The organism is Longitalea arenae, assembly GCF_016924755.1.
GTDB lineage: Bacteria > Bacteroidota > Bacteroidia > Chitinophagales > Chitinophagaceae > Niastella > Niastella arenae.
The window spans coordinates 250,233-263,819 of the sequence record NZ_JAFFJX010000008.1 but is presented as its reverse complement, the minus strand read 5'-3'; the positions used below and the strand labels follow the sequence as shown (position 1 = coordinate 263,819).

Sequence of the window (13,587 nt, the reverse complement as noted above, 5' to 3'; positions counted from 1 at the left end):
AAACATGAACTTATAAATTGTAAAAGATGCGAAATAAAGCAATTAAATATATCTCCGTTTTATTGTTAGCTGTTTCTGTAACCGCCTGTGAACGGGTGATCGACCTTGACCTGCCCGATGGCGATGATCTTCCTTACGTGGATGCCTGGCTCACTGATCAGCCGGGTGTGCAAACCATCAAATTTTTAAAGGCTACCAGTTATATGAGCCAGACCGCACCCGAAGTAATTTCCGATGCGCAAATAACGGTTACCGATCTAACCGCCGGTAAATCTTATCCGTTTACTTATCAGAATGGCGCTTATAACTACAATGCCGGCAGCAATCCGATCGGCGTAATCGGACATACCTATAAGTTAAGTATACAATGGAAAGGCGAACAGTTTGAAGCAACAGATGAACTGAAGCGCAATTCCATCATCGATTCGCTGACCTCGGAATATGAGGAAGAAGATGGTGAAGATAAAGCCGGTTATTATGTAAAATTATATGCGCATGACCCGGTTGGTGCAGTGGATTATACCTGGATCCGCACTTACCGCAATGGTGAATTGAATCATTACGTGGGTGAAATGTTGAGTGCTGATGGTTCCATGGGCAGTGATGAAGGGATCACCGATGGTTTTGCTTTCATCCCTCCGTTCCGCGATGGGGTTACATCGGGTGAAAAGCCTTATGAAAAAGGTGATAACGTAAAAGTGTTATTCCGCTCATTGTCGAGGCCCAGCCACGAGTTTATGCAGCAGGTACTGGAGCAACTGACCAATGGAGGTTTATTTGCCAAGGTGCTTACCAATGTGCCTTCCAATGTGCAAAATATGCAGGCAGGCGGTACAACGAAAATTTACGGCTGGTTTGGAACGGTGGCCGAAATATCGGCCAGCAGGAAGGTGGAGTAGTTGGTGGTTGATTAAGTTAATAAAAGTAGATAACGTTGATAAAGGTCGGTAGTCTGTTTGGCTACCGGCTTTTTTTTTAGTGACCTGTAACCGCAGACCTGCGACCGGTTGACTGATAACCGGTAACCTGCGGCTGGTAACCGGTAACCGGCAACTGGTAACTGGCAACTGGTAACTGGTAACTGGTAACCGGCAACTGGTAACCCTTCAAAGATTGTAAGCATTCCTATTATAAAAACGCTTTAGTATACCTAACGCATAAGTGAAAATCTATAGATGACAAAATTAATTGTATTTTAATTCCAGTTTATAATTTATCTTTATACAGTCCACACAAACCCATAAGCATGTAACCCTAAGAAAACATACGGGCATTAAGACCTGCCGGTTTCCTGATTTTACCCTTGATCTGTTGTGAACTTGCCATTGGAACCTGCATCCAATACTTCCGCTTCGTACATCCGTTTTAATGAAAGGTTGCTGTTTTGGCCGATGTAGCCATTGATGCTATTGTTGTACAGTCGATTAGCATGTTCGTGGCACTTCGGGCATAGTTAAGTGTGTTTAAACCCTGACTTATAATTCTTATAAAACGATTTGCTGCACCCCTGGAATTCGCATTTTAACCTATCTTGAAACCTGCTTTGTTATGAAGGCGAAATTAAATTGTATCTTATTGATAGATGATGATGAGCCAACAAACTTTTTGAATAAACTGGCTGTTGAGGAGTTGGAGTGTACCCATCACATTAAGATCATCCCGGGCGCCCGGGAAGCATTGGATTATCTTGCCTGCGCCGGTCAGCCCGCCCCTTTAAACAAAGATTGTCCCAGTCCGGAGATCATTTTCCTCGACATCAATATGCCGGCTATGGATGGCTGGGAATTTTTACAGAAATACGAAGCCCTGCCAGAAGAACGGAAGAGAAGCATTATTGTGATCATGCTGACTACCTCTTTCAATCCCGAAGATGAGTTAAAAGCCCGCAAAATAGCTTCTGTAAAAGAATTTAGAAATAAACCATTAACGCCAAACCTGTTACAGGATATCCTGAAGAAATACTTTCCTGATAAATGCGCATAACCTTTGTTTGTCGTTTGTGGTTTGTAGTTAATTGGTTATTGGCCGCCGCAAACTTTAGACGTTTAACTTTGAACTGTAAACTAACCCGGTATTTCAATCTTTAATGTACATCCTTTTCCCGGCGCACTGATGATCTCCATTTTTCCATTCTGCATTTCCACCCGGCTGATGATATTGTTCAGCCCGATGCCCCGGGTCTTTTTGCGGGTATCGAAACCAACCCCATTGTCTTTAATGTTCAGCTGAAGCCAGTTGCGCATGGTCTTTAATTCTATCAGCGCTTCGGTGGCGCCTGAATGTTTCAATATGTTGTTCAACTGCTCCTGTACGATGCGGTACATGATGAGCTTTTTGTTGTTCGACATATTTTCAATATGATTGTCGTTCGCTTTAATTTTTATTTTTAGTTCAGGGGACACTGTTAGGTTTTCAATAAGTTCCAGCAGGGCTTCCTTTAAGCCGATATCACCCAGGGATGGGGGCACCAGTGTTTTTGACAGGATGCGTATTTCATTGATGGCCCTGGTAATGTTTTCATAGCTCTTGCTCAGCAGTTCCTTGCGGTGTTCCTCTTCATTCAGCGCCATATCTACACAAAGTTTGGCCGTAGCCAGTATCTGGTTGATATTATCGTGCAGCTCGCGGCCAATCTCCCGCCTTTCCTGTTCCTGGGTTTGAATAGTGACCTGGGTGATCAGTTTCTGCGTTTCGATCTGGTTGCGCACCAGTTCTTCCTGCATTTTTTTCCGTTCGGTGATATCCATCATGGCGCCCAGTATCCGATAGGGCTTATTGTGTTCTGTTTTCAAAATATAGCCCCGGTCATACACAAACTTATAAACGCCATTGGCCGATCTGTACCGGTATTCCTCCTGCCAGTGATCCCTGCCTTCTTTCATGCATTCATCGATGGTTTGCAAAATACGTTCTCGGTCATCGGGATGAATGTTCTCCTGGTGCCATTCAATCGTATTTTGTACTTCGGCAGGGTCATATCCAAAGATGGAAAGGATCCCCTCATTCCATAAGACGTCATTGGTACGCAGATCCCAATCCCAGATCGTATCGCTGGTGGCTTTGATAAGGGTATTGTACCGCTCAAAGTTTTCCACTACTTTTTGCAGGATCTTTTTGCGTTCAATGCTGTATTGGATGGATTTCGCGAGCAGCTTATCGTCAAATTCGCCTTTTACCAGGTAATCCTGTGCGCCCAGGGCAATCGTATTCAATGCAATTTGCCGGTCCGACAGGCCCGATAATACAATAATGGAAATATGCCGGGCTTCATTATTCAATCGCTCAAAAGAATGGATGCCATCACTATCAGGCAGGCTCAGGTCGAGGAAGATGAGATCTGGTTGGTGTTCGGATAATAACTGGATGGCTTCGCCGAGCCGTTCGGCGCGAAATACATTTTTAGTGGGAAGTTTGCTGAGCTTCAAATATTCACAAAAGAGCACGAAATCACTTTGGTTATCTTCTACCACCAATATGTTTAAAGGATGGTTCGCTGCAAGCATAGCAAGATTTTGAGCAGTGTATAATTAATATACTACTCCAGAGCTTTTAACCGTGTTTTCCTGTGTGAATGTAATTAACAACGTATACCTAGTAATATTAATGCCATTCACCGTGCTACTATAACCGGATGTAATCTACTCCATTTGGGTAAAATATTTCGCATAATCATAATTTAAATTCATACAGAAAATCACTTATTTCATGCAAAAAATAACTTATTTGTTGTGTATTTAGTATGAGATGGGCCTGATGCTTAACGCTTACGCAAAACGCTTAACGCAGAACGCGGAAGGCGCCGGAGGTCGCACAGGTGCTTTAAGCCCTCTTATTTCAACCGGCGCTTTTCTAAAGCTTTAACCGGCGCTTTTCTGAAGCGGGAACTCATTATTTTTGTTCGTATGGAAAAACCTTCTAGCTATTGCCAGGCAGTATCCCTGATGGAAGCAGGTAATGTGCATATACACTATCATGACAAGGAATATGGATTTCCTATAAATGACGACAATGAATTATTCGCCCGGCTGGTGCTCGAGATCAACCAGGCTGGTTTAAGCTGGACGACCATTCTGAAGAAAAAGGATAATTTCTTTAAAGCGTTTGATGGTTTCGATATTCAAAAGGTGGCGCGATACAGCGATAAAAAGGTTGAAAAGCTGATGCAGGATGCCGGCATTATCCGTAACCGGTTAAAGATCGATGCTGCTATTGAAAACGCTAAACGCATATTGCAGATCCAGCAGGAACATGGTTCCTTTAAGAACTGGCTCGATGCCCACCATCCCTTATCGAAAGAAGAATGGGTAAAGTTGTTTAAAAAGACCTTCCGCTTTACCGGAGGAGAGATCGTGGGTGAATTCCTCTTGAGCACCGGCTATCTGCCCGGAGCGCATATTAATACCTGTCCGGTGTATAAGACGGTGTTGAAGTCAAAGCCCGCCTGGATGATGAAGAAGCGTTGACAGGTTGAAAGGCGACAGCGGTGATAAATATAAGTTCATTAGTTGACAGGTTAACAAGTAGGCGCCGATAAAGGTGTGCCCGGTTTAAATTGGTATCTCGAACCTGGCGGCCGCAAACTGGTGGCCGGTAACTGGTAACTGGCGGCCGGTAACTGGCAACCGGGCTCTGTAACCTGGACTTGTAAGACCTTCTACATTTCTCCCGACATTACAGTTTATATAATCTATAAACCGAAGCCTACAGCTTCCAATCCACGATCTGGTTTACCCATTCCTGCTTGTAAGGAGCAACTACCTTGATATAATTATCGGTATACCCTTCCATCATGCCGCTTTTTTCGTTTTCTTCAAACAATACTTTGCGCGTTTGGCCGGTAAACTGCTGGCTGAAGTACTGCGATTTCATATACGACAGGTTACGCAGGATCTTGTTGCGTTCATGGCGGACCGGTATGGGCACTACGGGACCCAGCGTGAGCGCATGGGTATTATCTCTCTCAGAGTAAGTAAATACGTGCAGGTATGTAATGTCGAGCGAATGCAGGAACTCGAATGTTTCCTGGAAATCATCATCTGTTTCCCCAGGGAAACCGACAATTACGTCAACGCCGATCGCGGCATGCGGCATCAGGGTTTTGATCAGTTTCACCCGTTCTGCATACAATTCACGGCGGTACCGTCTTCTCATTAAACCCAGAATGCGGTTACTGCCGCTTTGCAGGGGAATATGAAAATGCGGCATGAAGCTATTGCTGTTGGCTACCAGTTCAATGATGTCATTGGTAAGCAAATTCGGCTCTATAGAAGAGATGCGGAACCGGTCAATACCTTCCAACTGGTCGAGTGCCTGGGCCAGTTCGTAAAAATTTTCTTCCCTGTTCCGGGGGCTGCCAGTGCTGTTCGTTGCCAGACCATCCTGCGGGCCTTTGCCGAAATCACCCAGGTTTACGCCGGTCAGCACTACTTCCTTAACACCATTAGCGGCCAGCTTTTTTACATTCTCCACCACCCGTTCAATCAGATCGCTGCGGCTTTTGCCCCGCGCCATGGGAATGGTGCAAAAAGAACAGTTATAATCACAGCCGTCCTGCACCTTCAGAAAGGTACGGGTGCGGTCGTGCAGGGAGAAAGAGGAATGGAAACCGCTTACTTCCTCAATATCGCAGCTGCATATCTTAGTGGCATCGCCCTTGGTGAGCTCTTTCAAATGCTGGGCGAGGTTAAATTTTTCGGCAGCGCCTAAAACCATATCAACCCCCGGGATAGAGGCAATTTCTTTTGGTTTCAGCTGCGCATAACAGCCGGTGATCACTACCAGGCTTTCCGGCGATTTGCGCTGGATACGCCGTACCAGTTGCCGGCATTCCTTATCGGCATTATCGGTCACCGAGCAGGTGTTGATAACATACACATCTGCCACATTTTCAAAGGCTGTCTTTTCAAACCCTTCATTTTCAAGCAAACGTGAAAGGGTAGAGGTTTCTGAAAAGTTCAGCTTACAACCAAGGGTGTGAAATGCCACTGTTTTTTTTGAGCCCATAGAGGCCGCAAAGATAATCAAATAATTCAGCCGCCCGGCTTACAGAAGGGGAGCTTCCCGTCTGGGTTTTTGATCACCGCATGTTCAGATCTCTTTGCTGCTTTCCCGGAAGCATTTAATCAAACCTTGTATTTCAATTATCAAATTATCACATTATCACATTATCTCATTTGCCTTAAATTGCCACTTTTTCATTCATTATGAAGCAAATACTATCGTATCTCGCCGTTTTCTGCACTGTTTTATTAATGGCCTGCCAGGGCGCCAATACCAGCAGCGAGGAGCCCCGCAAACAACACAAAGAAAGGCGTCACAAGCAATACCATCAGCCTGACCGGGACAATCGGGAGAACGCCGGCAACGATGCTGAGAATGGGGCGATGCGCGGCCCGGAAAGCGGTCCTGCCGGTTCAGATCTGATCGATCGCCACCCTGATCGTCTCATTTATACTAAACATGCGCGCTGCCGCATGCAATGCCGCCATATTGATGAGGCTGAAGTGAAAGAGATCTTAGCGGAAGGCCGCATCAACTACCGGAAAAGCGAACCCGCCGGCCGGCCTGATCCCAAATATGCATTGGAAGGGACTACCCGTGACGGACAGGATGTACGCATCATTTTTGCCCCCTCTAAAAGAGGTATGGTGGTCATTACGGTCATCGACCTGGAAACTGAATGGAGCTGTGATTGTAAGTGAGTTCGCCTGTTAAATTGATCTGGCTCAATACTTTTTTAATAATTAAGCCACTGGCCGAATAATCATTTTATATGTAGTACTTTACTTCCTTAATTATCCGTCATCCTATTTAATTCACGCATGAAGTTGCTGCGATTCTTCTACTGTATATACGCATTGGTAATATTTGTCCTTTTTATGCTGTTGGTGATCCCGCCGGTAGTGGTAGCGTCTTTCTTTGGTAAAGTGAAAGGGGGCAATTTTATTTACCGCTTATGCAGTTATTGGGCCGATGTCTGGTTCTTTTTGGTGGGCATCCGGCATCGCAATTTTTATGAGTCGCCCCACGATAAGAGCAAACAATACATTTTTGTCGCCAATCATATTTCCTACCTCGATGCGCCCATCATTGTAAAAACCCTCCGGCAAAAACTGCGGGTCTTGGGCAAAGTGGAAGTATCGAAAGTTCCGCTGTTCGGCTTTATCTATCGCAATACCGTGGTGACGGTCGACAGAAGCAGTGCCGCCCACCGCGCCAACAGTGTACGTATTCTGAAATCGGTAATACGGAAAGGCATTTCCATTTTTATTTTTCCGGAAGGCACTTTTAATGAGACCGGCAAACCCCTGAAAGAATTTTACGACGGTGCTTTTCGCATTGCCATAGAAACGCAAACGCCCATAAAGCCATTGTTGTTTTTAGATAGCTGGCACCGCATGCATTATAGCTCTGTTTTCAGTTTAAACCCCGGTTGTTCGCGCACCGTTTTTTTAAAAGAGATACCCGTAGCCGGACTAACAGTAAAAGACCTGGAAGCGCTTAAGCAGCAGGTAGCGGCGCTCATGGAGCAGAAGCTGCGCGAATACAAGGCTGGCTGGATTACTGAAGGCTAATGGGAGGTGGTAAGTGGCTCGCAGTGCTAATGGCAAGTGGTAAATGGCTAATAGGGTTAGTGGCAAGTGGTAGGTGGCTTGTAGGCTAGTGGGGCTGGTGGCGAATGATAAATGGCTAGTAGGGTTAGTGCGAAGTGGTAATGGCTAATAGGGGTAGTGGCGAGTGGTAAGTGGCTTGTAGGCTAGTGGGGCTGGTGGCGAATGATAAATGGCTATTAGGGTTAGTGCGAAGTAGTAATGGATAATAGGGTTAGTTGTAAGTGGTAAATGGTTAGTAGGCTAGTGGGGAGGTGAGAAATGGCTAATAGGGTTAGTGGCGAGTGGTAAATGGCGAATAAGGTAAGTCTGAGGAGGTAAATGGCTAGGTGGCTAATGTGAAGTGGCTGGTAGAGCCGTAGCGATGGCCGGTGACCGGCAACTGGTAACTGGCAACCGGCAACTGGTAACTGGTAACCGGTAACAACCCCTGAAACCTGTAACCTGTAACTGCATTCCCGGCAACCGGTAACTGGTAACCGGCAACTGGTAACCGGTAACTGGCAACTGGTAACTGGTAACCGGTAACAACCCCTGTAACATGTAACCTGTAACTGCATTCCCGGCAACCGGTAACCGGTAACCGGCAACCGGTAACCGGTAACTGGCAACTGGCATCCGCTAACCGGCCGTAATTCCGTATCTTGTGCATTGAAAATAAGCATATTGAGTAATCCCGTTTTGTTTGCAGAAGTAATTATTCCCCTGGCCTTGCCCAAGAATTATACCTGGTCGGTGCCCGAATCGCTGCGTGATCAAATAAAACCGGGCGTTCGCGTAGAGGTGGTCCTGGGTAAGAACAAGAAATATGCAGGGGTGGTCAAACGCCTTCATAGCGAAAAGCCGGAGGCTTTTGAAGCAAAGGATATCCTCAACATCCTTGATACAGAGCCTGTCATTTTTCCGCAACAATTGAAATTATGGGAGTGGATCGCGCGCTACTATATGTGCAGCGAAGGTGAAGTAATGGCTGCAGCCTTACCTGCCCATTTTAAACTAAGCAGCGAAACGGTGCTGGTGTTCAATGAAGAGTTCGGCGATAATTTTTCTACCCTCGATCATGATGAATACCTGGTAGGGGAAGCCCTTTTACTTAAAAAAGAATTAAAGCTCGGTGAGGTGCAACAGCTGCTCGATTCGCACCGGGTATATCCTGTGATCAAAAGGCTGATCGAAAAAAAGGTATGTTTTGTATGGGAGGCCCTGAAAGAGACCTGGTCGCCCAAAAAAGAGACCTTTGTGCTCTTAAACGCCAAATACGACAATGAAGAAGCCCTGGCTTCTTTATTAAACGATGATAAAAAACTGCAGCGCGCCGAAAAGCAGCTTGAGCTCTTGCTCAGTTATCTGCACCTGGTAAAAACCCAGGGCGAGGTCACCAAACCCGAGCTGCTGAAAAAGAGCGGCGCTTCTGATGCACAGTTAAAAGGATTGGTCGACAAAAACATTCTCTGGCTTGAAAAACGGCAGGTTGACCGGTTGCAATATTTGCCGCGTAATATCCAGATCGATTTTGAATTAACGCCTGCCCAGCAACGGGCTTTCGACGCCATATCAGAACAACTGGTGAGTAAACAGGTATGCCTGCTGCATGGGATCACCGCCAGCGGCAAAACCCAGGTCTATATCAAAGTCATTGAGCGCTACATCAGGCAGGGTAAACAGGTTTTGTACCTCTTGCCGGAGATCGCCCTTACCTCGCAGGTCATTCGGCGCCTGCAAAAACACTTTGGTGGTTATATCGGCATTTATCATAGTAAATTCAATCAGAATGAACGGGTAGAGATCTGGAACAAGGTGAAGACCGGTGAGCTGAAAGTGGTGCTGGGTGCGCGCTCAGCGATCTTTCTGCCTTTTACCGACCTCGGGCTTATCGTGGTGGATGAAGAACACGACACCTCTTATAAACAGCAGGATCCTGCGCCGCGCTACCATGCCCGCGATGGTGCTATTTATTATGCTTCTTTATTTAATGCAAACGTTTTGCTGGGCAGTGCCACGCCTTCCGTAGAAAGTTACTTCAATGCCCAGTCGCAAAAATATGGTCTGGCCATACTGGGTGAGCGCTTCGGCGGCGTACAGTTGCCGGTGATCGACATCATCGATACCAAAAAAATGTACGGGGCCGATAAGAACAAGATCATCATTACGCCTCCGTTAAAAGCAGCCATTGACCAGTCGCTGGCGCAGGGCAAACAGGTGATCCTCTTCCAGAACCGCCGCGGTTATTCGCCCTACCAGGTTTGCCAGGTTTGCGGCTGGATCCCGCATTGCAAATATTGCGATGTTACATTGACCTTTCATAAGAATACGCATAAGCTGCATTGTCATTATTGCGGCACTGTATACCCGCCGGTGCATAGTTGTATGGCTTGCGGCAGCGATAAATTCGCCCAGCGGAATTTCGGTACAGAACGGATCGAAGAGCAGCTGGAAGAAATGTTTCCGCAGGGCCGTATTGCCCGTATGGATATCGATAGTGTGCGGGGCAAAACAGCGCATGATAACCTGATACAACAATTTGAACAGAACCGCCTGGATATACTGGTAGGCACGCAAATGGTGGTGAAGGGACTCGATTTTGAAAACGTTGACCTCGTTGGCATTCTCGATGCCGACAGTTTATTAAGCTTTGCCGATTTCAGGGTCAATGAACGCGCTTTTCAGCTGATGGAGCAGGTGAGCGGGCGCGCAGGGCGCAAGGATAAGCAGGGCAGGGTATTTATCCAGGTGTCAAATACCCAGCACCCGGTGCTTTATTTTGTACAACAGCATGATTATGGATTGTTCTATCAACAGGAAATAGAAGGGCGCAGGATGTTTTTTTACCCGCCTTTTTCACGCCTCATCCAACTTACGTTCAAGCATAAGGTAAAAGAGGTGGCTGAAGCCGCCGCGCAATTAATGAGTTTCTCTTTACAGGGCGATTTTGGCAAATACCTGGTTGGTCCGGCAGAACCCGTGGTAAACCGCGTACGAAACCAGTTCCTGATGGAATTGCTGATCAAACTGCCGAAAGATGGAGAGTTGATCCAGCGTTGCAAACGCTTTATCCAGGAGCAGGTGGCTATCATGCACAACGATAAAAGGTTCAGAAGCGTGGTAGTGATCGCTGACGTGGACGCAGTGTAGCAATTTGCTGATCCCGCAAAGCGGGACAGTGCTAATTTGCTGATGTGCTAATGAAATGACAAACACATGTTCATGAACCTGATGAGATAATAAAAAAACTCATGCTACTTGCGCAGCATGAGTTTGCTATTATGGTATCAATGCATTAGCACATTGGCTAATCAGCTAATTAGCACATTGATCTATTATCCTGGTTGTATGCCGCCGGGATCTCCGCCGCCGTTATTATCAGGGCATAAGAGGAAACCGTTATTGGATTTTCCATCCACATAATTCTGGTTAATGGAAGATGCTGTTTCATTAACCTGTTGTGGTGTATAGCCAGTTTCACAGCCACCTAAAACGCGCTCGGCAATATTCAGAAAGCCATATACTGACATGCCTTCGAAGGGGCCGCTGCCGATGATCATTTCACCCAGCAATACTTCTGAAGCCTCCCCAAAGTTGGGATCATATTCATCGAAACTGACTGACAATTTCAGGGCGACTACCTGTCCAACCAATACATTGTTGAGCGATACAGGATCGGCATAGTTAGCTGTTAATGCAGAAGCCTTGCCGCCGGTAGGCAAGAGGTCAGTTACGGCTTGTGCCGAGCTTAAGGTAATTAAATTGTTTGGATAGCAGCCTACGGTCAATTGGTCACCAAATACTTCCTTGAAATGCGTATGTAAGTAAGCACCGGGATTATTGCCAGAGGGGGTAGATCCCCAGCCGCCCTGGGTTTGTGTTCTGAACTGGCCACAGGTTGAGGCCATGGAGAATGAACGGGATGAAGATTCTAAACTGCTTAATGCTGATCTGTTCTGGTTCGACATATCTTTCTGACAGGCAAAAAGAAGTGTTGCCGACATAGCGACCATGGATGATCGCAGGTACGAATGTTTCATAATTGTAAATGTTAATTCAAAGGGTAAATGATTTAATATATAACCGATAAGGTATAATGGTTAAAGACATTATGGATTCGATATATTAAATATCGTGCCAATATAGTGGCAATTTCAGTTCAAAGCAACGTTGTGTTTAAATAATTGACGGTCGCTGCAGAAAGCTGTAGGGGTGATGTTGAAATCACCAGCTTGTTAATGTAAATGTCCTATTAAATCGCAGCAGGTAATGGTATAATCACGATGCCTGCAATTTCATCATTTCATCGTATTCATACAGGTGCACACCTGCCACTTCTTTGTTGGCGGCAGCTACCATGGCGCTGGCTACTTCGGCCGCGTGAATGGGTTTGTATTTGCGCCAGCCGCCGATCAGCAGGAATGAAATGGCTTTTATCACCACTTTGCTGATCTTTTCGCCCAGGCGGAACTCATCCCTTTTTCCCAGTAAGACAGATGGCCGGAAAATATGAATGCTTTCAAAAGGCAGGGCGGTAATATCTTCTTCAATACATCCTTTTAATTGCAGGTAAAAATTAGCAGCTAATGGATTGGCCCCAATGGCTGAGACCATCAGGAACTGGTTAAATCCATGCTGAACGCCCAGGCGGGCAGTAATGATGGGAATATCATAATCAACTTTGCGGTAGGCTGTTTTATTACCTTTTACTTTTTTGCGGGTGGTGCCGATGCAGCAAAAGATCACATCGCCAATGTCGATCCTGGCTGCAATGTCTTTTTCATCGTTAAAATCAACCACCTGAACGTCGGCTTTGGGATGTTTAAGGGTCAAGGGTCTGCGAACCAAAATCCTCACTTTAACGAAAAATTCGTTTTCTAACAGATCCTGTACCAGGTGCTGACCGATTAAACCGGTAGCGCCCAATACAACGGCGGTTTTTCGATGCATAATTTGTTATTTTGCCCTGCTGATGACGCAAATTCAACAAAATATTCCGCTTAGGCAATACAACACACTGGGTATTGACGCAATAGCCAGGCATTTTGCCAGTTTTACTTCCCTCGACGAACTGAGTGAATTAATAGAAGAAAATCCCATACCGGGAAAAGCGCCCCTGATTGTAGGGGGTGGCAGTAATATTCTTTTTAAAGAGGATGTAAATGGTCTCGTGCTGAAAAACGATATTCCCGGGGTGGAGATCGTTCAGGAAGACGCCGATCATGTATATGTTAAGGCCGGGGCAGGAGAGAACTGGCATAAATTCGTACAGTTTTGCCTGCAGCATAATTGGGCAGGGGTGGAGAATCTATCCCTGATACCGGGCTGTGTTGGGGCCAGCCCCATGCAGAATATTGGCGCTTATGGGGTCGAGATCAAAGAGGTTTTTGCTGAATTGGAAGCCTGGCATGTACATGATAAACGAAAGCAGGTATTCAGCGCGGCTGACTGTGCGTTTGGCTACCGCGAAAGTGTCTTCAAAAGAAAGTACCGCAATCAATTTGTGATCCTGAATGTAACCTTCCGGTTAAACAAGAAACCACGCTTCAACACCAGTTATGGCGCTATTGAGCAGGAACTGGAACGGATGGGCGTGCAACAATTGAGCATCCAGGCTATTTCGCAGGCGGTGATCAATATCCGCAGCTCCAAATTACCCGATCCGGCAAAGATCGGCAATGCCGGCAGTTTTTTTAAAAATCCATCTGTTGAAGCCGATGTATATGCGCAGTTAAAAAAAGTGTATCCGGCCATCGTAGCTTATCCCAATGCCGATGGCACTGTGAAACTGGCTGCGGGCTGGTTAATTGAACAGGCGGGTTGGAAAGGTTATCGCCGCGGCGATGCGGGGGTGCATGAAAAGCAGGCCCTCGTGCTCGTGAACTATGGCAACGCTTCCGGCAAAGAGATCTATGACCTGAGCGAAGACGTAATGCGCAGCGTTCAGGCGAAGTTTGGGGTAGGGTTGGAAAGGGAAGTGAATGTGGTGTAGGCC

The 13,587-nt window shown here is 46.2% G+C and carries 12 protein-coding genes; 7 read left to right on the top strand and 5 right to left on the bottom strand.

Going from position 1 to position 13,587, the window contains the following annotated elements; translation table 11 throughout:
• Positions 1-26 precede the first annotated feature (26 nt).
• Complete coding sequence (locus tag JT717_RS17480) at positions 27-899, top strand: DUF4249 family protein (protein WP_205511867.1); 873 nt, start codon at positions 27-29, stop codon at positions 897-899.
• A gap of 649 nt (positions 900-1,548) precedes the next feature.
• On the top strand, positions 1,549-1,983 hold the full coding sequence (locus JT717_RS17475; protein WP_205511865.1) for a response regulator: 435 nt from the start codon (positions 1,549-1,551) through the stop codon (positions 1,981-1,983).
• Positions 1,984-2,063: 80 nt separating this feature from the next.
• Here the strand turns inward: JT717_RS17475 and JT717_RS17470 are convergent, their stop codons facing one another.
• Positions 2,064-3,503, bottom strand: a complete 1,440-nt coding sequence (locus JT717_RS17470; protein WP_205511863.1) for a hybrid sensor histidine kinase/response regulator — start codon at positions 3,501-3,503, stop codon at positions 2,064-2,066.
• A 399-nt stretch (positions 3,504-3,902) separates the two neighbouring features.
• Between JT717_RS17470 and JT717_RS17465 the strand changes: the two genes are divergently transcribed.
• A complete protein-coding gene (locus JT717_RS17465) occupies positions 3,903-4,463 on the top strand; it encodes a DNA-3-methyladenine glycosylase I (protein ID WP_240348187.1) in 561 nt (186 codons plus the stop codon).
• A 238-nt stretch (positions 4,464-4,701) separates the two neighbouring features.
• Here JT717_RS17465 and mtaB read toward each other — a convergent pair whose 3' ends face one another.
• Positions 4,702-6,003, bottom strand: coding sequence for a tRNA (N(6)-L-threonylcarbamoyladenosine(37)-C(2))-methylthiotransferase MtaB (mtaB, locus tag JT717_RS17460; RefSeq protein WP_205511860.1), 1,302 nt, complete (start codon positions 6,001-6,003; stop codon positions 4,702-4,704).
• Between the two features lie 200 nt (positions 6,004-6,203).
• Between mtaB and JT717_RS17455 the strand changes: the two genes are divergently transcribed.
• Entirely contained in the window at positions 6,204-6,701 is a 498-nt protein-coding gene (locus JT717_RS17455) for a DUF4258 domain-containing protein (protein WP_205511857.1), read from the top strand.
• A gap of 177 nt (positions 6,702-6,878) precedes the next feature.
• Positions 6,879-7,574 (top strand): lysophospholipid acyltransferase family protein, encoded by a 696-nt coding sequence (locus JT717_RS17450; protein ID WP_240348185.1) that lies wholly within the window; start codon positions 6,879-6,881, stop codon positions 7,572-7,574.
• A gap of 361 nt (positions 7,575-7,935) precedes the next feature.
• Here the strand turns inward: JT717_RS17450 and JT717_RS17445 are convergent, their stop codons facing one another.
• On the bottom strand, positions 7,936-8,262 hold the full coding sequence (locus JT717_RS17445; protein ID WP_205511851.1) for a hypothetical protein: 327 nt from the start codon (positions 8,260-8,262) through the stop codon (positions 7,936-7,938).
• 14 nt (positions 8,263-8,276) lie between these two features.
• Between JT717_RS17445 and priA the strand changes: the two genes are divergently transcribed.
• Positions 8,277-10,742 carry a replication restart helicase PriA gene (priA, locus tag JT717_RS17440; RefSeq protein WP_205511847.1) on the top strand — a complete coding sequence of 822 codons (2,466 nt, stop codon included), beginning with the start codon at positions 8,277-8,279 and terminating at the stop codon, positions 10,740-10,742.
• Positions 10,743-10,927: 185 nt separating this feature from the next.
• Here the strand turns inward: priA and JT717_RS17435 are convergent, their stop codons facing one another.
• On the bottom strand, positions 10,928-11,632 hold the full coding sequence (locus JT717_RS17435) for a hypothetical protein (RefSeq protein ID WP_205511844.1): 705 nt from the start codon (positions 11,630-11,632) through the stop codon (positions 10,928-10,930).
• A 238-nt stretch (positions 11,633-11,870) separates the two neighbouring features.
• Positions 11,871-12,542, bottom strand: coding sequence for an NAD(P)H-binding protein (locus tag JT717_RS17430; protein ID WP_205511841.1), 672 nt, complete (start codon positions 12,540-12,542; stop codon positions 11,871-11,873).
• Positions 12,543-12,564: 22 nt separating this feature from the next.
• On the opposite strand from JT717_RS17430, the gene murB reads away from it, so the two are divergent.
• Positions 12,565-13,584 (top strand): UDP-N-acetylmuramate dehydrogenase, encoded by a 1,020-nt coding sequence (gene murB, locus JT717_RS17425; protein WP_205511838.1) that lies wholly within the window; start codon positions 12,565-12,567, stop codon positions 13,582-13,584.
• Positions 13,585-13,587: the final 3 nt, after the last annotated feature.

Bases quoted from the DNA above. Each gene is read 5' to 3' on its own strand.
- JT717_RS17480 (WP_205511867.1), top strand. From the start codon at position 27: ATGCGAAATAAAGCAATTAAATATATCTCCGTTTTATTGTTAGCTGTT.
- JT717_RS17475 (WP_205511865.1), top strand. From the start codon at position 1,549: ATGAAGGCGAAATTAAATTGTATCTTATTGATAGATGATGATGAGCCA.
- JT717_RS17470 (WP_205511863.1), bottom strand. From the start codon at position 3,503: ATGCTTGCAGCGAACCATCCTTTAAACATATTGGTGGTAGAAGATAAC.
- JT717_RS17465 (WP_240348187.1), top strand. From the start codon at position 3,903: ATGGAAAAACCTTCTAGCTATTGCCAGGCAGTATCCCTGATGGAAGCA.
- mtaB (WP_205511860.1), bottom strand. From the start codon at position 6,003: ATGGGCTCAAAAAAAACAGTGGCATTTCACACCCTTGGTTGTAAGCTG.
- JT717_RS17455 (WP_205511857.1), top strand. From the start codon at position 6,204: ATGAAGCAAATACTATCGTATCTCGCCGTTTTCTGCACTGTTTTATTA.
- JT717_RS17450 (WP_240348185.1), top strand. From the start codon at position 6,879: ATGCTGTTGGTGATCCCGCCGGTAGTGGTAGCGTCTTTCTTTGGTAAA.
- JT717_RS17445 (WP_205511851.1), bottom strand. From the start codon at position 8,262: ATGCACAAGATACGGAATTACGGCCGGTTAGCGGATGCCAGTTGCCAG.
- JT717_RS17435 (WP_205511844.1), bottom strand. From the start codon at position 11,632: ATGAAACATTCGTACCTGCGATCATCCATGGTCGCTATGTCGGCAACA.
- JT717_RS17430 (WP_205511841.1), bottom strand. From the start codon at position 12,542: ATGCATCGAAAAACCGCCGTTGTATTGGGCGCTACCGGTTTAATCGGT.
- murB (WP_205511838.1), top strand. From the start codon at position 12,565: ATGACGCAAATTCAACAAAATATTCCGCTTAGGCAATACAACACACTG.